Consider the following 21,512-nt stretch of genomic DNA (forward strand, 5'->3'; position numbering starts at 1 on the left):
TTGAATAATAATCAATCGCTATTACATTTAATAAATTGTTCTCTTTTAGTGACACACGTCCGAATTGTTAATTTAACAACAGTCTATTACTCAATTATACTATACTTCCTGTGCTATAATAAGGGAAAAAGCAAGAAGGGTTCTGAATCAGCATGAAACGTTTTGTACCATTAATGTTAGTAGCAATGATTGTGTTAACGGCTTGTCAGGAAGAGAAAAAGGAGATTACGATCTCAGCGGCAGCTTCTTTGACAGATGCTATTAATGAAGCAGTTGCACTTTTTGAAGAGGAAAATCCGGAATACGATGTGGCAGTGAATCTTGGCGGTTCCGGATCACTTAGTAAACAAATTATTCAAGGTGCACCAGTCGATGTCTTTTTTTCAGCGTCTGTTGATCATTTGATGGAAGTGAAAGAAGAAGGACTGCTAGAAGATGAAAGCATCCAAGCATTGCTACAAAATAAGCTTGTCTGGGTCCAGCCGGAAAGCACTGCGCCTGTAACGGATATGAAGACCGTCGATCATATTGCACTTGGAACACCAGAAACCGTACCAGCAGGCATGTATGCTAAACAATCGCTGGAGGATCTTGGTATCTATCAAGGATTAAACGAGCAGTTAGTTTTCACGAAAGATGTACGTCAGGTCATGCAGTATGTAGAAAGTGAGAACGCCGATCTTGGTGTTGTCTATCAAACCGATGCGCTTATTTCCGATAAAGTACAAATTAATGATCAGCTGCCATTAGGGGAGCATGACCCGATTATTTATCCAGTAGCGATGTTACATAATGCAAAAGAAGAAGCAAAACCTTTTTATGATTTCCTGCAATCGGAAGAAGTCATGGATATATTTAAAGAGTACGGATTTGAAGAAGTAGATGGTGACGTTGATGACAGCATTTTTTCAGCCAATTAAATTATCACTGATTGTTTCTCTCATCGCCTTACTCATTGTTATCGTCTTAGGCATGACGATTGCCTGGCTGATGGCGAAGAAGAATTTCAGAGGAAAAGTCTGGATCGAGACATTCTTATTATTGCCAATCGTATTGCCGCCAACGGTCATCGGTTTTTTGCTTATCATGTTATTTGGCCAGAACGGTTTTTTAGGAAAAGTAAGTCAGCTTTTCTTCGGACAATCACTCATTTTTACGATTTGGGCAGCGGTAATAGCGGCGGTGATCGTTGCATTTCCGTTAATGTATCAATCGGTCAAAACAGGCATATCATTTGTGGATCGGCATGTAGAAGATGCTGCGAGAGTGGATGGAGCCAATGAATGGAAGGTATTTTCGTTTATTACTTTGCCGCTTATCAAGAAATCATTGGTTTCCGGCGTTGTGCTCAGCTTTGCTAGAGCATTAGGAGAATTTGGTGCTACCTTAATGTTCGCCGGAAATATCCCGGGGCGAACACAAACCGTCCCGATGGCAATTTACGTGGCCTTTGAATCGAACAAAATGGCGCTGGCATGGGGATGGGTATTATCGATTATTGTCGTTTCTTTTGTTATGCTACTATTTTTACGTAATTCTGCCTAAAAAATAGTCATAAATTTGTAAACAAATCACAATGCAAACGCTATCAATGCATGATAAAATAGAGTAAATCCTAATTTAAAAGAGGAGATACACATGAACGATCATTTATATAGATGGCGAAATAAAGAAATTCGCAAACAAGTAGCCGTCATTGATGGAAAAGAACTACCAACACTAATATTAAAAAACGCATACTACTTAAACGTTTTTTTACGAAAATGGCTAGTAGCCAACATATGGATTTATCAGGATCGAATTGTATATGTCGGGGCGAACCTGCCAGAACAGTTAGATCAGATCGAAGTGGTTGATTGCACAGGAAAGTTTATTGTTCCTGGGTATATCGAACCGCATGTACATCCGTTCCAATTATATAATCCTTATCATTTAGCAATCCATGCCGGGCAGACGGGAACAACAACTTTGATGAATGACAACTTACCTTGGCTTTATTTAACCAATAGAGAGAAAGCGTTTTCATTAATTGATGATTTTATGAAATTGCCTGTATCGATGTATTGGTGGGCAAGATTCGACTCACAATCAGAAATTAATGAAGAGCAGGAAATCTTCAAAGATGAAGAAGTTCATGCCTGGTTACAGCATGATGCAGTTGTCCAAGGTGGGGAACTGACAGCCTGGCCTCAGGTCATGCGTAATGATGACCGGATCCTGTATTGGATGCAGGAAGCGAAACGGATGCGTAAGCCGGTGGAAGGCCATTTTCCAGGGGCATCGGAGAAGACATTAGTGAAATTAAAATTGTTAGGTGCCAGCTCTGATCATGAAGCATTGTCAGGGGAAGAAGTTTTTAACCGCTTGTCAATGGGATACCGTGTTGGACTCAGACATTCCTCGGTAAGACCAGATTTACCGAAGCTGTTAAAAGAATTACAGGAACTCGGCATCACCAGTTACGATTTTCTAACGATGACAACCGATGGGGCGACACCAGCTTTTTATGAAAATGGCTTAATTAATGAATGTGTTCAGATCGCAATTGATAATGGTGTGCCAGAGATAGAAGCTTATATGATGGCAACGTATAATGCGGCGGAGCAATTTCATCTGGAGGAGCGTCTCGGTGGTATCGCACCAGGACGGGTCGCGCATTTGAACATCCTGTCAGCCTCTGACAACGCGACACCGGAATCGGTGATTGCGAAAGGAAAATGGCTGAAAAGAGATGGAAAGCTGATAAAACAAGAAATAGATGTAGATTGGGAAAAGTACGGTTTGGGTAAATTGGAGCTGGATTGGCAATTAACAGAACGTGACTTGCAGTTCTCGATGCCGGTAGGTTTGAAAATGGTGAATGATGTCGTCATGAAACCATATCCGATCCGTATTGATGCGAACACAGAAAAGATTACGAACTCAGTGGATGAATCGTTTCTTATGCTGGCTGACCGCGAAGGGAAATGGCGAGTAAATACGATTATAAAAGGTTTTACAAAGACATTAGGTGGATTAGCAAGTTCCTATTCATTGACTGGAGATATTGTATTGATCGGAAAGTGCAAATCAGACTTACTGTTAGCATTTAATAGAATGAAAGAAATTGGCGGTGGAATTGTTCTCGTCAATGATGGCAAGGTTATTTTTGAATTGCGACTAAATATAGCCGGTATGATGTACGATGGTGATATGTCTTCATTGATTGAAGAGGATAAAATGTTAAAGAAAATCCTGATCGATCATGGCTACCAATATGTAGATCCACCATATAATTTGCTGTTTCTGTCATCGATGAATTTGCCTTTTGTCCGTATCACACCGATGGGAATTGTTGATGTCAAAAAGAAAGAGATTCTGTTCCCAGCAATCATGCGCTAACAAAAGAGGTTGGCGAAACGTCAATAATTTACTATAATAATAGTAGTATAATCGGCATGCAAACTTAATGCATGCCGTTCTTTCATTCAATTCAGCAAAAAAAGGTGGCCTTTTCTAATGAAGAAATTATGTTTTGTTTTATTATGTGTGCTGTTCTCTTTGGTAGCGTGTTCAGGTGAAGGAGAACAAGTTAGTGATCAAGAACCAGTGGAGAATGATGGGCAACAAGAAGAACCGGCTGAGCCTGCGGAACCTGAAGAACCTGCTTTTATTTATCCATTTACTGGACTCAAAGCAGATGAAGAGGCAAACAATCGTGCAGTAGCCGTGATGGTTAATAATCACCCGAAGGCAAGACCACAAACAGGACTGTCTCATGCGGATGTCGTCTTTGAAATATTAGCAGAAGGGAATATTACTCGCTTTATGGCACTTTTCCATGGTGATTTGCCAGAACGAGTAGGACCGGTGAGAAGTGCTCGTCCTTATTATTTTAACCTGGCTGATGATTATAATGCGCTATATGTCTATCATGGTGCAGCAAATTATATAGAAGATATGATTAAGAACGGTGCCGTGCAAGGATTGAATGGTATGTATTATGATAATGATAAGGTGCTGTTCGAGCGTTCTGATGACAGAGTCGCTCCGCACAATTCCTATGCTATTTTTGATGGGATATTCTCACGTGCAGAGGAACAAGGCTATCCAGTCGAAGCAGCGTATGAGCCGCTTACTTTTACAGAAGAAGTAACTGCAGAGGAGTCTGCGTCTGAGATTTCTTTTAACTATGGTAGTAATTCGGTTAGCTATCAATATGATGAAACCTCTGGAAAATATCTGCGCTACAGCGATGGCGAACAGACGGTGGAGTACGTGGATAGTACGCCAATTGAATTGGATAACGTGATGATTCTCGAGACGGCCCACCAGGTAATTGATGATGCCGGTCGTCGTGAGATTGATTTAGAATCTGGCGGAAATGCTTTATTGCTACAGCAGGGTAAAGTACAACGCGTGCAATGGGAGCGAATTGATGGTAGAATTATCCCAACGAAAGATGGAGAACCTGTTCCGTTCCTTCCAGGTCAAACGTGGATAAACGTGATCCCGACAAGCCCTGGAATTGATGGTGTTGAACTGTCGAGTGGTACGGAATAAAGATAGATCGTGCAACTGGTCACTCTTTTTCACATCCTGATAAAAAGGAGAGATGTCTGCCATGCAAATAGATAAATTGCGAGGCGAACAGCTGGATCAACTGTTCGATGCGATTTTAACATTAGAAAACCGAGAAGAATGCTATCGTTTTTTTGACGATATTGCGACAATGACCGAAATCCAGGCATTAACACAACGGTTGCAAGTAGCAAAGATGCTGGATGAAGGGCAAACCTATACCGCTATTACCCAAGAATCCAGAGCTTCAACTACAACCATTTCACGCGTAAAGCGTTGCCTGGCATACGGAAACGATGGTTATCGCATTGTATTGGATCGATTACAGAAAAAAGAGTAAAATAGAAGAGTACCTCTTAACAACAAGAGGTACTCTTTTTTTACAGAGTGAACAATATTGAAATGGAGGTATATATACATGATACGATTTGGAGTTATCGGAACGAATTGGATCACGGAACGCTTTATAAATGGTGCCAGCCAGTTAGAGAATTTTCAGCTGAATGCTGTTTACTCTCGAACTGAGGAGAAAGCGATCGATTTTGCGAACAAATATGAGGTGCAGCATACATATACAGATTTGCAGGAATTTGCAGAGAGTGATCAGATTGATGCAGTATATATTGCGTCTCCCACTGCGTTGCATAGTGAACAAGCGATTATCTGTATGCATGGTGGCAAACATGTTATCGTCGAGAAACCTTTCGCTTCTAATGAGAAAGAAGTACAAGCGATGGTCGATACCGCGAAACAAAATAACGTTACCTTAATGGAAGCGATGAAGACCACGCATACACCGAACTTCCAGCTAATCAAAGACAGTCTAGAAAAAATCGGACCTGTCCGCCGCTATGTGGCTAACTTCTGTCAGTATTCTTCGCGCTATGATAAATATAAACAAGGTGAGGTATTGAATGCTTTCAAACCTGAACTATCTAATGGTTCCTTAATGGATATCGGTGTGTATTGTATTTACCCGATGGTAGCTTTATTCGGTGCACCGGATCGTGTGAAAGCAACGGCCTACATGTTAGAGTCTGGTGTAGACGGGGAAGGAACGGTAACCGTTGATTATCCATCACTAAATGGTGTGGCAATGTTTTCTAAAATCACGAACTCAGAACTGCCATCAGAAATCCAAGGAGAAAAAGGTTCGATCGTTATCGGCAAGTTCTCCGATATGGATGATGTCAAAATTGTGTATAAAGATGGAACAGAAGAAGCATTAGGTGCTACACAAAACGACAACACCATGTATTATGAAGCGAACTCCTTCTTGGAAACAATCGAGCAAGGCGAAATGGAAAACCCGGTGAATACGTGGGAAAATTCCCTGGCAACCATTCGGATCCTCGATCAGGCGAGAAAAGAAATCGGACTCGAGTTCCCGGCAGATCGTAAGTGAAAAGAGTGGTGTGGAGTGAAAGCGACATGGAGCAGCATGAACTTCAATTGTTTGGAGCAAAGTTGAATAGCTTTCCGCTCGAAGTGAAGCGATCTTCAAGCGGAAGGAGCTGAGTTGATGAACCTTCCGCCTGAAGTAGGGTTACCTTCAAGCGAAAGAAGCAGAAAATCGAGGTCTTCCACCTGAAGCAGAGTAAACTTCATGCGTATGTAACCGAGTTGAAGAGCTATTACTCTGAAGATAAGCAGACTTCAAATGTTCAAAGTAAAAAAGTCGCGTCTTCCGCACAAAGATTATCCCATCACCCCACCACAACAATAAAAAGGTTCCGATCATTGAGATCGGAACCTTTTTAGTCAAGAAAGTACAAAAGTGCAGTCACAGCAGTTTGAAGCTTAGTTCCTATAATATGGATTATGTTAACTAGCCATCGCTAGCCGAGCATCTATATTGAGATATTTAATGTGCTAGGATACCGCTCCGGCCAATCATTCCGCGTCCTGCGGGGCACGGCTGAAGCTAGGCTACTACTTGCGTTACTTCTTTGCTGCCTTGCACTGAGGAAGCTTACTTCGAAACATTACTAGTAGACACAGGTGCAGACGTTGTGGATCTTCAGCGTCTGCCTGTCCCGTGGGAGTCTACTTGGTTGGCCTACGCTAGGATTGGTACTCCACAACGTTTGTGAGAGATAGCATATTGATCACTCATCACTATATATAACAGGAATTGTAACAAAATGCTTAGAACCACTGCTTTTGCCTGTTCCATGCGTTGTAGCACTTCCTTAAAGCGTAGGAAATAGGCGGAGACTCCCGTGGAATCAGCACGAGCTGAAGATCCATTTAGTTTGTGCCTGTGTCTACTGGTATCGCTTTGAAGTAAGCTTCCTTGGCACAAGGCAGCAAAGGTGCTGTTCAAGTAGTAGCCTAGCTGAAGCCGTGCCCACAGGACGCGGAGCCTATTTCCGGAGCTTCACTAAGCAGATAAAATATATCAAAATGACCATTTTGCCATACAGCCATTGTTTTCATAATCCAAATTATAGGTAGTTATATAAAATGTAAATCAAATAGGAACGTGCGGGTTATGCCCGGTTTTTTTGCTGAGGTAAGAAAGCATAAAATGGTAAGTTGTCGTATCGCTTTCTAACATGAACGGCGATGTCCAGCTACAGCGCCCAGAAACTAGGCGACTTCCTGCATCGCCCTACGATAAGTCATCATCGGTTCACAAGCTCACCGTGATTCCTTTATCTCAGTTGATGCCGTCCAGTCGCTACGTTTCTAAACAGGCGCTTGCGCTTTTCTTAACGGCCAAAGAAAAACTCGGCACTCGTTACATGACGAGTGCCGAGTTTATTAACATAGCATTAATTTCGAATTAAATGATCGAATGCGCCTAAAGAAGCTGTAGCGCCGGAACCCATGGAGATGATAATTTGCTTGTAGGCACTGTTCGTACAATCTCCTGCTGCAAATACACCAGGAATGCTTGATGTACCGTGCGAATCTACAATGATTTCTCCAAATTTGTTCATTTCTACTGTTCCTTGCAGCCACTCTGTATTAGGTACAAGACCGATCTGTACAAAGACACCTGCCAATGTAATTTCTTTTGCATCGCCACTATCAAGATCTAAATAGCGAAGTCCTTCCACTTTATCAGATCCATAGATTTCTTCTGTTTTGGCATTGGTAAGCACTGTTACGTTAGGCAAGCTTTTCAAACGATCCTGTAAAACAGAATCTGCTTTTAATTCTGCTGCGTATTCGATCACTGTGACATGATTGACGATCCCGGCTAAGTCAATAGCAGCTTCGACACCGGAGTTTCCACCACCGATGACTGCTACATCTTTTCCGGCGAAAATTGGTCCGTCACAGTGAGGGCAATAGGCAACCCCTTTGTTTTTGTATTCGGCTTCCCCAGGCACGCCGATATTTCTCCAGCGAGCACCGGTAGAAATGACGACTGTTTTACTTTTTAACGTTGCGCCATTTTCTAATTCCAATTCAAATAGGTCATTTTTTGTTAAAGACTTGGCACGCATAGAATTCATAATATCTACTTCATATTCACGGACATGTTCTTCCATGTTCGCGACCAGTTTTGGCCCTTCCGTATAAGTGGTGGTAATAAAGTTTTCGATACCAAGCGTATCTTGAACCTGTCCACCAAAACGTTCTGCCACAATTCCAGTACGAATCCCTTTACGAGCGGCATAAATAGCTGCGCTTGAGCCAGCTGGTCCGCCACCAACAACGAGCACATCGAATGGATCTTTTTCATTCAATTCAGTAGTGTCGACACTGCTGCCAAGCCTTTCTAAGATGCTTTCTAATGTCTGACGTCCATTGACGAACGATTCGCCATCTAAGAAAACAGCTGGAACAGCCATCACATCTCTGCCATCTGCTTCCTCTTTAAAGGCAGAGCCTTCAATCATCGTGTGTGTGATGTCCGGATGTACAACACTCATCACGTTTAATGCCTGTACGACATCAGGGCAGTTTTGGCAGGATAGACTGACAAACGTTTCAAAATGTAACGGACCATTCAATTGTTGAATTTGGGCAATGACTTTTTCATCCACTTTTGGTGGACGGCCACTGACTTGTAATAATGCTAAGACGAGAGAAGTGAATTCATGACCGAGCGGGACACCGGCAAATACAACGCCAGTATCCTCGCCTTCGCGGTTAATACTGAAACTAGGTGTTCTTGGAAAATCACTATTTTCAACCGTGATTTTGTCAGACATGCCAGCAATCTCATTTACTAGTTCTTCGACTTCTTTCGATACATCATCTGATCCAATGCTCGCCTTTATGACAATATTGTTTTCTAATAGTTTTAAATATTCATTAAGCTGCGATTTAATTTCCTGATCAAGCATATAGGACCTCTTTCCTTATATTTTCCCTACTAAATCAAGGCTTGGCTTTAATGTTTCGCCGCCTTCTTTCCATTTAGCTGGGCAAACTTCATCTGGATTGTTACGTACATACTGAGCTGCTTTTATTTTGCCAAGTAATGTACTAGCGTCACGGCCAATACCTTCAGCATTAATTTCTACAGCTTGGATAATACCATCTGGATCGATGATGAAAGTACCGCGATCCGCAAGACCTTCTTCTTCTCTTAATACATCGAAGTTGCGGGATAATTGTTGTGAAGGATCTCCAATCATGGTGTATTCAAGTTTGCCAATTGCATCAGAGCTTTCGTGCCATGCTTTATGTGTAAAGTGAGTATCGGTAGAAACAGAGAATACTTCTACGCCTAGTTTTTGAAGTTCAGCATACTGATCTTGTAAATCTTCTAATTCTGTTGGACAAACGAAAGTAAAGTCTGCTGGGTAGAAGCAAACAATGCTCCAGTTTCCTTTGAAATTTTCTTCTGTTACATCCACGAATTCCCCTTGGCGGAATGCAGATGCTTTAAATGGTAGAATCTCTTTGCCGATTAGTGACATGATAGATTGTCCTCCTTGAATTTTTTCTTTTTTTATCTGTACTTCGTGAAATAAAGCACAAAATACATTTCAATTTTCATTATAAGGTAATGAATAGGAGTAGTGTCAAGTTTTTGTATCATTACTATCATTTTGAACGATAACAGGCGACTTTATACTTGCAGGTTATCGACAAAAATTGGACCGTCATGTAAGATGAGAGATATACAATGTAAGCAAAAGAAATTGTCACGTGGCAGCTTTTTAATAGAAACTGCTCATCCAGCCCCGATTAACTTCACGTACATTACATATAGCCACCAGTAAACCGATCACGCCTCCGTCATTAAAGAATTACAACCATTAACCCACTGCTCCAAATCAACCCAAAACCATAATAACCCAATTGATACAATGCAAACACAAAATTCACGAGATTTTCACTATGTTATCATTCTAAAACTGAGTAGATTTTTGCTATAATGAAATAATGGATAAAGAATCGTCAATTAACAAGAATCAAGGTGCATGATATCAGACGTTACCTTGACCTGTTTCCTTAACTATTACAGAGATAGAACATGGAGGATTGAATTGTGTATAATATGGACGAATGGAAGCATATCTTCAAGCTCGACCCAGCGAAAGAGATTTCAGGGGATATGATAGATAAACTGTGTGAATCAGGGACGGATGCGATCATCGTTGGTGGAACAGACGACGTTACATTAGATGGTGTCTTGCAGCTGTTGAGCCGAATACGCCGTCATGCGGTACCTGTGATATTGGAAATATCGAATATTGAATCGGTCACACCAGGCTATGACTATTATTTTGTCCCGATGGTGTTGAACAGCCAGGAGAAGAAATGGCTGATCGATGTCCAACACGAAGCGATTGTCGAGTATGGTGATGTGATCAATTGGGATGAGATGTTTGCAGAAGGATACTGTATCATGAATCCCGAATCAAAAGTGTACCAGCATGCTGATTGTAAGCTGCCAACGGATGAGGAAGCAATTGCTTATGCGAGAATGGTGGAGCATCTGTTCATGTTACCATTTTTCTATTTAGAATACAGTGGTACATATGGAGATTCTGCACTTGTAGAAGCGATTCAACAAGAACTGCAGGAAACGAAGCTGATTTACGGCGGCGGTATTGAAACAAAGGAACAAGCAGCCGAAATGAGTGAATTCGCAGATATAATTGTTGTCGGTAATGTGATCTATGACAACCCGAAAGAAGCATTAAAAACAGTAAACGCAACAAAGTAAAAAAGGACGGTGTTACAATGAGCCGGATGATGCACGAATTATTAAAAGGATTAAACGAACGACAGCGTCAGGCTGTTCAGCATACAGAAGGACCCTTATTAATTATGGCCGGTGCAGGAAGTGGAAAAACCCGAGTGTTAACACACCGGATCGCCTATTTATTAGATGAAAAAGAAGTGTCGCCACGTAATGTTTTAGCGATAACCTTTACCAACAAGGCAGCGCGGGAAATGAAGGATAGAATCTCCGGATTAGTCGGACCTGGTGGACAAGATATGTGGGTATCGACGTTTCACTCGATGTGTGTCCGGATTTTACGAAGAGATATTGACCGGATTGGCTATAGCCGCAACTTTTCGATATTAGACAGTGGTGACCAGTTAACGGTGATTAAGAATATCGTAAAGGATAAAAATATTGATGCGAAAAAATTTGAACCGCGCGCACTTTTAGGAACGATCAGCAGTGCAAAGAATGAACTGATTACCCCGGAGAAGTTCGCTGAGAATGTGAATAACTTCTATGATCGCCAAGTGTCAGAGGTATTTACCGAATACCAGAAACGATTACGCAAAAATCAGGCCCTTGATTTCGACGATTTAATTATGCAGACGATCCATCTGTTTCAGCGGGTTCCGGAAGTGCTGGAATATTATCAGCGTCGTTTTCAATATATCCATGTCGATGAGTATCAGGATACGAACCATGCTCAATATTCATTGGTAAAGCAGCTTGCAGCAAGATTCCATAATCTTTGTGTTGTCGGGGATTCCGACCAGTCCATCTATGCATGGCGTGGCGCAGATATTACCAATATTTTATCGTTTGAGAAAGACTACCCATCAGCCAAGGTGGTCTTGTTAGAGCAGAATTACCGCTCGACGAAGTCTATTCTGGATGCAGCCAATCATGTTATCGACAATAATACTGGTCGAAAACCGAAGAAGCTGTGGACGGAAAATCAGAACGGAAACAAGATTCATTATTTCGAAGCGTCAACGGAACGAGAAGAAGGTTTAATTGTCGCGCAACGGATTGAATCATTGTTGCAGGAACAGAAATATACCCATAAAGATGTTGCTATTTTGTATCGTACTAATGCACAGTCACGTGCGATAGAGGAAACATTTATGAAAGCCAATATTCCTTATCAGATGGTTGGAGGTACGAAGTTCTACGATCGTAAAGAGATCAAAGACTTACTTGCTTACCTACGATTAATCGTAAATCCAGATGATGACATCAGTTTTGTCCGAGTTGTCAATGTGCCAAAACGAGGTGTCGGAAAAACATCGATGGACAAGCTCCAAGCCTATGCGGCAGCTAACGATATTTCGTTATACACTGCTGTACAGGAAGTCGATTTTGTTGGCGTTAGTGCGAAGGCAGCGAAATCGTTAATGGGATTCGGCCAAATGATCAAAAATTGGACACAACAGCAGGAATTTTTGACGGCTACTGATATGGTGGCGGAAGTTATTGATAAAACCGGTTATGAAGAAATGCTTCACAATGAACGAAGTATTGAAGCACAAACACGTTTAGAAAACATTGAAGAGTTCAAAACTGTAACCAAGCACTTTGAAGAGACGAATGAGGATAAAACACTGGTCAGTTTCTTGACAGATCTCGCATTGGTTTCAGATATTGACCGTATGGATGATGATCCAACTTCAGAGGATAGTGTAACGATGATGACTTTACACGCGGCAAAAGGGCTTGAATTCCCAGTTGTCTTCTTAATTGGAATGGAGGAAAGTGTATTCCCTCACAGCCGATCCATGATGGATGAAGAACAGATGCAGGAAGAAAGACGCTTAGCATATGTAGGGATAACAAGAGCGGAAGAAATGCTTCATGTGTCTCACGCTAAGATGCGTACTTTATTTGGTCGTACCAATATGAATCCGATCAGTCGCTTTATTGATGAAATTCCTGATGAATTAGTAGAAGGAAAAGAATCGATTGAGGAAGCGTTCTTTGCTCCTCCTAATAAAAGCAGAATTTCCATTCAAGATCAGGATTTACCTTTTGATAAACCAAAACCAAAGCCGAAACGACAAGCGATTCGCAATGTGAACGAAACAACTGGTGGTGAGAAAGCTGGCTGGAATGTAGGTGACAAGGCTGATCACAAAAAATGGGGACGAGGAACCGTCGTCAAAGTAGACGGGTCTGACGATGCATTAGAATTAGATATCGCTTTTCCTGCTCCGGTAGGTATCAAGCGTCTGCTCGCTAAATTCGCGCCAATTACGAAGGCGTAACGAAAAGGAGGTGCTCCATTCATGACAGAACAAGAAGCACATCAACAACTAGAGGCATTACGAGATGAATTGAACGAATATAATTACCAATACCATGTACTGGATAACCCAACGGTTTCAGATGCTGAATATGATCAAAAAATGAAACAACTAACAAGTATTGAAGCGGAATATCCATCGTTGATCACAGCGGATTCTCCTTCTCAACGAGTCGGGGGAGAACCGCTCGATGCCTTTGAGAAAGTTGCACATCGTGTGCCAATGTTAAGCTTAGGCAACGCTTTTAATGAAGAAGACTTACGAGATTTTGACCGTCGTGTCCGTGAGGGATTGGCGACTGAGAATGTCACCTACGTGTGTGAATTGAAAATCGATGGTTTAGCTATTTCTTTGCGTTATCAGGATGGACTGTTTGTTCAAGGAGCAACGCGTGGCGACGGGACGACTGGTGAAGATATTACGAGTAACTTAAAGACGATCAGAAGTATTCCGCTCCGAATCAAAGATGCCTCATCAATTGAAGTCCGTGGGGAAGCTTATATGCCACAGCAGTCTTTTCTCTCTATGAACGAAGCGCGTGAAGCAAATCAGGAAGAACCATTTGCTAACCCGCGAAATGCTGCGGCAGGATCCTTGCGTCAACTTGACCCGAAGATTGCAGCCAAGCGTAACCTCGATATTTTTCTATATGCGGTAGGAGAATGGGAATCTGGTTCATTGGAAACACATAGTGACCGTCTGGAATACTTACAGCAATTAGGATTCAAGACCAATCCGGAATGGCGAAAATGCCAAGGAATCGATGAGGTCATCCAATATGTTGAAGCATGGGTCGAAAAACGGGCCAATCTTTCGTATGACATTGACGGTATTGTGATCAAAGTCAATAACCTCGAAGCACAGGAACAACTCGGCTTCACCGCGAAAAGTCCGCGTTGGGCAATTGCGTATAAATTCCCGGCTGAGGAAGCTGTGACGAAGCTGATCGACATTGAACTCAGTGTCGGCAGAACGGGAGTAGTAACGCCAACCGCCATTCTTGAACCTGTGAAAGTAGCGGGTACTACGGTACAACGTGCATCGCTTCATAATGAGGATTTAATCCAGGAAAAAGACATTCGTATTGGCGATACAGTAGTGATTAAAAAAGCCGGCGACATCATCCCGGAAGTAGTACGAGTTGTTGAAGATATGCGTACGGATGAACAAAAACCGTTTACGATGCCGGACATCTGCCCTTCCTGTGGAGATGAAGTGGTCCGATTGGAAGAAGAAGTCGCATTGCGTTGTATAAATCCTAACTGTCCGGCACAGCTGCAGGAAGGCTTGATTCACTTTGTATCCAGACTGGCAATGAATATAGATGGACTAGGGGAGAAAGTGATTGAGCAATTGTTTCAAGCATCCTATATCCACACAATAGCCGATCTGTATCGTCTGGAGCGCGATGAATTGTTAAAGCTGGAGAGAATGGGGGAGAAATCCGTTCAAAACCTGCTCACCGCTATCGAACAATCAAAAGAGAATTCACTGGAACGTTTGTTATTTGGACTGGGGATTCGTTTTGTCGGGTCAAAAGCAGCCAGAACATTAGCTGAGCATTTTGAAACGATGGATCATCTCGAGAAGGCAACCTTTGAAGATTTGGTCGCTGTTGATGAAATCGGGGACAAAATGGCAGATTCGATTGTGACGTATTTCGCAGATGAAAAAGTAACACAGCTTATCCGCGAATTGAAGGAACTCGGTTTAAATATGTCTTATAAAGGGGCAAAAGCAAGTGATGCACCTTCTGACAGTGTCTTTTCCGGTAAGACAGTAGTACTGACTGGAAAATTAGAGATCTTCTCCAGACAAGAAGCGAAACAGCGCATTGAAGCGTTAGGCGGAAATGTGACAGGTAGTGTAAGTAAAAAAACAGATCTGCTTATTGCAGGGGAGGATGCCGGTTCCAAGATGGATAAGGCTAAGAAGTTGGAAATTGAAATTTGGGATGAAGCGAAATTGCAAGAAGTATTAGGGGAGGAAGCATGATGAAGCAGACAGTTGTTAGCCTCTTAATAGTCGTCTTGATCCTGGCCGCTTGTGCACCGAATTTCGAAGGGGAGCAGGAGGAAGCCGTTGTAGATGACAGTACAGATGAGTCAACGGATGAATCTGCTATTATTCCTAAGCATAACCTGTCTGATGAAACCTATCGTGTTTTGATTGATTCTAACCTAAGTAAGGCACGTGGCGTTATAACCAATCAGATTTCGAACCGGTTGGACATTGATGAATTGGAAGAAGGACTGCGACGTCACTCTAAGGAAGTCTATGATCCAGAAACCTACTATTTTCAGGAAGGTCAATACTTAACAGACGATATTTTGTATAACTGGTTAACTCGCTATGATGAAAATGATCAGCCAAACGGATTAAATCCTGCACTTACGCAGGAAGAAGGTCAATCTGCAGAGCAAGCAGAAAAGGAAAGCCCGAAATATCTTTCACATATTTTGGAGCAAGACTATATGAAGAAGTCAGAAGATGATGTCGTGGAACTTGCTGGTATCTCAATCGGAATAGCGATGAAGTCTGTCTATCGTTTCCGTATCCAGCAAGATGATGGAACCTATTCTCCTTACTACGAGGAAGAAATTTCAGAAACAGAAATGCTGAAAGAAGCAAAATCTATTGCAGGAGAAGTCGTGCAAAGGCTGCGCCAAATGGAAGGACTTGAAAACATCCCTATCCGTCTGGCAGTGTATCGCGAAGCGGACCAAAATTCGCTGGTACCAGGTGAATTTGTCGCCACTACCAATGTAGCAGGTGACAGCTCCTCTGTTGGTGATTGGGAGGATGTACAAGAAGAGCATGTCCTATTCCCGACGAACTATGGAGAAAACACGTATCCAGATGTATCGGCAACGCTTGTGGACTTTGAAGCAGATGTTGCGAACTATTTTCCCAATTATGTAAGTGTGATCGGCAAAGGTTTCTTCCAGAATGGCGAGCTGCGAAAATTGACGGTTGAAATACCAGTATCGTTTTATGGTAAAGCAGAATTAATCGGATTTACGCAATATGTTTATGGGCTGGTTCTGAACGGCTTCCCTGATGATTATAATGTCGAAATTAATATTACTTCCGGTGATAATCAGGAAGCGTTAATTGTCAGAGATGCAGGAGATGAAGAAGGTTTTGTCCATATCTACGACTAAATCTATTCAAAAAGCCTTAGATTAGTGGTAAAATAGACGTTATGAATTTTACTTATATGGCAAGGATGTATATAATATAAGCGAAAAACATCGTCTAGCTTTAGTTGGAAATGGAAGAACTCGGGCATTCCTTGCTAATCAGGCGGAATGTCGGGTTTTTCCTGGATATAGTTAGTTTTTTAAAATTAAACGGAGGTGAATCACATGGGAGAGATTTCAAAAGAGCAAGTAAAGCATGTGGCAAATCTAGCACGTCTAGCTTTGACAGATGAAGAAGTAGAAACATTTACAAAACAGCTTGGAGATATTATCAATTACGCAGATTTAATTAATGAATTGGATACGGATAACGTAGAACCAACGACACACGTACTTGATTTGAAGAATGTGATGCGTAAGGACGAGCCAAAAGAATGGATTACGAAAGAAGAAGCATTGAAGAATGCACCAGACCAAAAGGATGGTCAATTCCGCGTACCATCAATTCTAGAATAAGGAGGGTTTTCTTTTGTCACTATTTGATTATACGTTAAAAGAATTACAAGAAAAGTTACATAATAAAGAAATTACCGTAAGCGATCTTGTCTCTACGTCATACGACAGAATCAAGGAAGTAGATGATCAAGTTCAAGCGTTTCTTACATTAAACGAAGAAGAAGCACAAAAACAAGCGAAAGCACTTGATGAAGCATTAGGTGCAGATGCATCAATTCTCTATGGTATGCCAATTGGTATCAAAGATAATATCGTAACAAAAGGGTTACGTACTACTTGTGCCAGCCAGATTCTTGATAACCTTAATGATCCTTTATATGATGCAACGGTTGTCACGAAATTAAAAGAAGAAAACACTGTGAATATCGGGAAATTAAACATGGATGAGTTCGCGATGGGTTCTTCGACGGAGAATTCAAGCTATGCCAAAACAAGAAATCCATGGAACACAGATTATGTACCAGGTGGTTCCAGTGGTGGTTCTGCAGCGGCAGTGGCAGCAGGGGAAGTTCTATTCTCATTAGGTTCTGATACAGGTGGATCGATCCGTCAGCCTGCAGCGTTCTGTGGTGTCGTTGGAATGAAGCCTACATATGGTCTTGTATCGCGTTTTGGCCTTGTTGCCTTCGCATCTTCCTTGGATCAAATCGGACCAATTACGAGAACAGTGGAAGATAACGCACACTTACTACAAGCAATAGTTGGTCATGACAAGATGGACTCCACGTCAGCTAACATCGAGGTGCCACAATACAGCGATGCCTTTAAAGAAGATGTCAAAGGGTTGCGAATTGCAGTACCGAAGGAATATTTAGATGAAGGGGTCAACCCGGAAGTCAAAGAAGCTGTCCTTGCGGCATTAAAGAAATATGAAGAACTTGGTGCAACATGGGAAGAAGTATCCTTGCCACACTCTAAATATGCGGTAGCAGCCTATTACCTATTAGCATCTTCAGAAGCAAGTGCGAATTTAGCACGCTTTGATGGTGTCCGTTATGGTGTACGTACGGAGAAGAATGTTGACATGGTAGATATGTTTAAGCATTCCCGTGCAGAAGGCTTTGGTGATGAAGTAAAACGTCGTATTATGCTGGGAACTTTTGCACTAAGCTCTGGATACTATGATGCTTATTATAAAAAATCGCAAAAAGTTCGTACGTTAATCAAAAATGATTTCGAGAAAATCTTTGCAGAGTATGATGTTGTAATTGGACCAACAACCCCAACGCCAGCGTATAAAGTCGGTGAAAAGATTGATGATCCATTAACCATGTATACCGATGATGTATTAACGACACCAGTCAATCTTGCAGGATTACCAGGTATGTCGATCCCTTGTGGATTCTCAAGTGATGGTCTGCCAATCGGACTGCAAATTATCGGACGTCATTTTGACGAATCGATGATTTATCGTGTTGGCTATGCTTACGAGCAAGCAACAGATCACCATAAGAAACGTCCTAATTTAGGAGGTGACCAGTAATGACAAATTTTGAAACAGTTATTGGTTTAGAAGTACACGTAGAACTAAAAACGGCATCTAAAATTTTCAGCCCCGCACCCAATGCGTTTGGTTCAGAGCCAAATGCTAACGTGAATCCGATCGACTTAGGGTATCCAGGGGTACTGCCGGTATTGAATGAAGAGGCCGTAAACTATGCAATGAAAGCCTCAATGGCGATTAACTGTGATATCGCAACAAATACCAAATTTGATCGTAAAAATTATTTCTATCCGGATAATCCGAAAGCTTACCAAATTTCACAATTTGACCAGCCTATTGGTGAGAACGGCTGGATTGATATCGAAGTTAATGGTGAGAAGAAACGAATTGGTATTACGCGTCTGCACCTTGAAGAAGATGCAGGTAAACTGACGCATGGTGAAGATGGCTACTCAACTGTCGATTATAACCGTCAAGGTACACCACTTGTAGAAATCGTATCAGAGCCTGACATTCGTACACCGGAAGAAGCTTATGCATATTTGGAAAAGTTAAAAAATATCATCCAGTACACAGGTGTTTCTGACTGTAAGATGGAGGAAGGCTCACTACGTTGTGATGCTAACATTTCCATTCGTCCAGTAGGTCAGGAAGAATTCGGTACAAAAACAGAATTAAAGAACTTAAACTCGTTCTCTTTTGTTCAGAAAGGTCTAGAATTTGAAGAGAAACGTCAACGTGAAGTATTGCTGAATGGTGGCGAAATTCTTCAGGAAACACGCCGTTATGACGAACAAAAGAAGGAAACGATCCTTATGCGTGTCAAGGAAGGTTCTGACGATTACCGTTACTTCCCTGAACCGGATTTAGTACCATTGTACATCGATGATGCATGGAAAGAACGCATTCGTGCTGAAATTCCAGAGCTTCCAGATGCTCGCCGTGCCCGTTACGTAGAAGATCTTGATCTTCCTGCCTATGACGCAGCTGTGTTAACGAGCACGAAAGAAATGTCTGATTTCTTCGAAGCGGCAATCGAAGCAGGAGCGGATACGAAGCAAGCATCAAACTGGCTAATGGGTGAAGTGTCAGCATATATGAACAAGCAACAAGTCGAAATCCATGACTTGAAGATGACACCAGCAGCGCTAGCGAAAATGATTCAGCTTATCGAGGATGGCACGATTTCTTCTAAGATGGCGAAAAAAGTCTTTGCTGAGCTAGTGGAAAATGGTGGCGATCCAGAAAAAATCGTCAAAGAAAAAGGGCTTGTCCAAATTTCTGATGAAGGCCAATTACGCGAGATCATTGTTGGCATTCTTGATCAAAATGAACAATCGATCATCGATTTCAAAAATGGTAAAGACAAAGCACTTGGCTTCCTTGTCGGTCAAACAATGAAAGCGACCAAAGGACAAGCAAACCCGCCAATGGTTAACAAAATTATCATGGAAGAAATGGATAAGAGATAATAACAGAGCTAAGACATCGGCAGTTAATATAGCAGAACAGACCAGATCGTAGTAGATTTGGTCTGTTTTTTCTGTGAAAACGTATAGTCATCAAATTAATATAGAAGGATAGTAATGTCCTAATTACATAAAAGCTTTCATCGATGAAATAGATATCTGTCATTTTATGTTAAAATGAATAAGGATAATAAAGTGAGACTGCAATCAGTGGGGTTTGACCCTCGCTGACTGCTAGCGAAAATTATCAGGAAGTCTCTCGAGTCATGAAGTGGGATATTACGGACGGTTAGCGCCGTGATAAAGATATACCAAACACCTTTATCTTGTTAACTAAACCATTTCGCAAGGAGGGAAAAGATGAATAATGGCAAAGCGGTTGCTGCTTTGATCTTAGGAATTGTGTCGATCGTCACGATGTTATTCTCAGTGATAGGAATTATTCTTGGTACGATTGGCCTGATTCTTGGGATCATTGGGTTAAACGAAATAAAAAAGTTGAAACAAGAGGGCAGAAAATTAGCAATTACAGGCATTGTTTGTAGTAGTATAGGGATCATCATGCCGGTTATATTAATCGTAATATCATTTGTCGCATTCATGACTATTTAATTACATACAATTGCAAACACAAGAACGGTTGGGGGTCTACTTTGATGGTTTTTGTTTACTATTAAGAAAGTGAACAGAATGAATAGTAGAAGCTGAATAAACGGGTATAGTACTGTACCAGAGAAGTTTTATACGATAAGTAAAAAGACCCTTCTTGAGGTGTTTTTATTTGCAAATTTAGCCAAAACAATTATGATGTAGGATAGAAGGTTTACGTGATGAGGAGAATGACTATGAAACGAGCACGCATTATCTATAATCCAACTTCTGGCCGCGAAGCGTTCAAAAAAGAACTACCAGAGGTTTTGCGCAGATTTGAAGAAGCAGGATATGAGACATCAGCCCATTCGACAACATGTGAAGGTGATGCGATAAGTGCTGCAAGAAAAGCAGTAGAACGCCAATTTGACTTGATTGTTGCTGCGGGTGGAGACGGTACCATCAATGAAGTAATTCAAGGAATGGCAGAACAGGAGAATAGACCAAAATTAGCAATTATTCCAGTTGGGACAACCAATGATTTTGCCCGTGCATTAAGTATTCCCCGTGAAATCCTAAAGGCTGTAGATGTAATTCTGGAAAATCGAACCCGCAAATTGGATATCGGAAAAGTGAATGATCATTATTTTATGAATATCGCTGGTGCTGGTAAGTTAACAGAATTAACATACGATGTCCCAAGTAAATTAAAAACAATGCTTGGACAGCTTGCCTATTACTTGAAAGGGATTGAACTCTTATTGCCTGCTTTAAAACCAACCAAAGTACAAATAGAATACGATGGTAAATGGTTTGATGATGAAATTATGCTCTTTCTTGTGTCCAATAGTAATTCAGTCGGTGGTTTTGAAAAATTAGCACCAGATGCGAAGATGGATGACGGTTATTTTGATTTAGTGATCCTTCGAAAAACCAACCTGGCTGAGTTTGTCCGCATTGCAAGTCTGGCGACTAGGGGTGCGCATTTAGACGACAAGCATGTCTTTTATACGAAAGCGAATCGGATCAAGGTACACACAGAAGAAAAAATGCAGTTGAATATTGACGGCGAATATGGTGGACTGTTACCTGGTGAATTCGAAAACCTGTATCAGCATATTGAATTTCTTGTTTCAAAGGACTTTATCGAAAAACAAGATAAAATCGAATCGTAGAATAAAGGTACATTCTGTCACAGAGTGTACCTTTTTCCATCATAAATATACGATATTTCCCAGGAAATGATGAAATTAGACAATGGATTTCCTAAATGTCGTCTGCTGTGATAAAATTTGGACAGCATAACAAGTAAATCGACTTATTCAAACTAGATATTTAGCGAAA

At 41.5% G+C, this 21,512-nt stretch carries 17 protein-coding genes; 15 read left to right on the top strand and 2 right to left on the bottom strand.

The window, feature by feature from the left end; translation table 11 throughout:
• Positions 1 to 152: 152 nt before the first annotated feature.
• The 6 genes from modA to MUN87_RS17325 all read left to right on the top strand — a co-directional run bounded on the left by modA (position 153) and on the right by MUN87_RS17325 (position 5,965).
• On the top strand, positions 153 to 920 hold the full coding sequence (gene modA / locus MUN87_RS17300) for a molybdate ABC transporter substrate-binding protein (protein ID WP_244742160.1): 768 nt from the start codon (positions 153 to 155) through the stop codon (positions 918 to 920).
• The gene (gene modB, locus MUN87_RS17305) at positions 895 to 1,545 is read left to right on the top strand and encodes a molybdate ABC transporter permease subunit (protein ID WP_244742163.1); all 651 of its coding nucleotides are present in this window, start codon (positions 895 to 897) and stop codon (positions 1,543 to 1,545) included. Before modA ends, modB begins: the two co-directional genes overlap by 26 nt.
• 93 nt (positions 1,546 to 1,638) lie before the next feature.
• A complete protein-coding gene (locus MUN87_RS17310; protein ID WP_244742165.1) occupies positions 1,639 to 3,381 on the top strand; it encodes an adenine deaminase C-terminal domain-containing protein in 1,743 nt (580 codons plus the stop codon).
• 117 nt (positions 3,382 to 3,498) lie between these two features.
• Entirely contained in the window at positions 3,499 to 4,542 is a 1,044-nt protein-coding gene (locus MUN87_RS17315) for a DUF3048 domain-containing protein (protein ID WP_244742168.1), read from the top strand.
• Between the two features lie 61 nt (positions 4,543 to 4,603).
• On the top strand, positions 4,604 to 4,900 hold the full coding sequence (locus MUN87_RS17320; protein ID WP_244742169.1) for a YerC/YecD family TrpR-related protein: 297 nt from the start codon (positions 4,604 to 4,606) through the stop codon (positions 4,898 to 4,900).
• 78 nt (positions 4,901 to 4,978) lie between these two features.
• A complete protein-coding gene (locus tag MUN87_RS17325; RefSeq protein WP_244742172.1) occupies positions 4,979 to 5,965 on the top strand; it encodes a Gfo/Idh/MocA family protein in 987 nt (328 codons plus the stop codon).
• A gap of 1,372 nt (positions 5,966 to 7,337) precedes the next feature.
• On the opposite strand, the gene ahpF is transcribed toward MUN87_RS17325, so the two are convergent.
• Positions 7,338 to 8,864, bottom strand: a complete 1,527-nt coding sequence (ahpF, locus tag MUN87_RS17330) for an alkyl hydroperoxide reductase subunit F (protein ID WP_244742174.1) — start codon at positions 8,862 to 8,864, stop codon at positions 7,338 to 7,340.
• Positions 8,865 to 8,879: 15 nt separating this feature from the next.
• Positions 8,880 to 9,443 (bottom strand): alkyl hydroperoxide reductase subunit C, encoded by a 564-nt coding sequence (gene ahpC / locus MUN87_RS17335; protein ID WP_244742176.1) that lies wholly within the window; start codon positions 9,441 to 9,443, stop codon positions 8,880 to 8,882.
• A gap of 575 nt (positions 9,444 to 10,018) precedes the next feature.
• Between ahpC and pcrB the strand changes: the two genes are divergently transcribed.
• The 9 genes from pcrB (at position 10,019) to MUN87_RS17380 (ending at position 21,343) form a co-directional block, all read left to right on the top strand.
• The gene (gene pcrB / locus MUN87_RS17340; protein WP_244742178.1) at positions 10,019 to 10,699 is read left to right on the top strand and encodes a heptaprenylglyceryl phosphate synthase; all 681 of its coding nucleotides are present in this window, start codon (positions 10,019 to 10,021) and stop codon (positions 10,697 to 10,699) included.
• Between the two features lie 17 nt (positions 10,700 to 10,716).
• Positions 10,717 to 12,966, top strand: a complete 2,250-nt coding sequence (gene pcrA / locus MUN87_RS17345; RefSeq protein ID WP_244742180.1) for a DNA helicase PcrA — start codon at positions 10,717 to 10,719, stop codon at positions 12,964 to 12,966.
• 21 nt (positions 12,967 to 12,987) lie between these two features.
• Positions 12,988 to 15,000 carry an NAD-dependent DNA ligase LigA gene (gene ligA, locus MUN87_RS17350; protein ID WP_244742183.1) on the top strand — a complete coding sequence of 671 codons (2,013 nt, stop codon included), beginning with the start codon at positions 12,988 to 12,990 and terminating at the stop codon, positions 14,998 to 15,000.
• Positions 14,997 to 16,169, top strand: coding sequence for a CamS family sex pheromone protein (locus tag MUN87_RS17355; RefSeq protein ID WP_369413953.1), 1,173 nt, complete (start codon positions 14,997 to 14,999; stop codon positions 16,167 to 16,169). Before ligA ends, MUN87_RS17355 begins: the two co-directional genes overlap by 4 nt.
• 204 nt (positions 16,170 to 16,373) lie before the next feature.
• Complete coding sequence (gene gatC, locus MUN87_RS17360) at positions 16,374 to 16,664, top strand: Asp-tRNA(Asn)/Glu-tRNA(Gln) amidotransferase subunit GatC (protein WP_244742185.1); 291 nt, start codon at positions 16,374 to 16,376, stop codon at positions 16,662 to 16,664.
• A 13-nt stretch (positions 16,665 to 16,677) separates the two neighbouring features.
• A complete protein-coding gene (gatA, locus tag MUN87_RS17365) occupies positions 16,678 to 18,147 on the top strand; it encodes an Asp-tRNA(Asn)/Glu-tRNA(Gln) amidotransferase subunit GatA (protein ID WP_244742188.1) in 1,470 nt (489 codons plus the stop codon).
• Complete coding sequence (gene gatB, locus MUN87_RS17370; protein ID WP_244742190.1) at positions 18,147 to 19,580, top strand: Asp-tRNA(Asn)/Glu-tRNA(Gln) amidotransferase subunit GatB; 1,434 nt, start codon at positions 18,147 to 18,149, stop codon at positions 19,578 to 19,580. The genes gatA and gatB overlap by 1 nt, the downstream gene beginning before the upstream one ends.
• A gap of 357 nt (positions 19,581 to 19,937) precedes the next feature.
• A complete protein-coding gene (locus MUN87_RS17375; protein ID WP_244742192.1) occupies positions 19,938 to 20,189 on the top strand; it encodes a DUF4190 domain-containing protein in 252 nt (83 codons plus the stop codon).
• 233 nt (positions 20,190 to 20,422) lie between these two features.
• On the top strand, positions 20,423 to 21,343 hold the full coding sequence (locus MUN87_RS17380) for a diacylglycerol kinase (protein WP_244742194.1): 921 nt from the start codon (positions 20,423 to 20,425) through the stop codon (positions 21,341 to 21,343).
• Positions 21,344 to 21,512 lie beyond the last annotated feature (169 nt).

The sequence above is a fragment of the Gracilibacillus salinarum genome, assembly GCF_022919575.1.
GTDB classification, from domain to species: Bacteria; Bacillota; Bacilli; order Bacillales; family Amphibacillaceae; genus Gracilibacillus; species Gracilibacillus salinarum.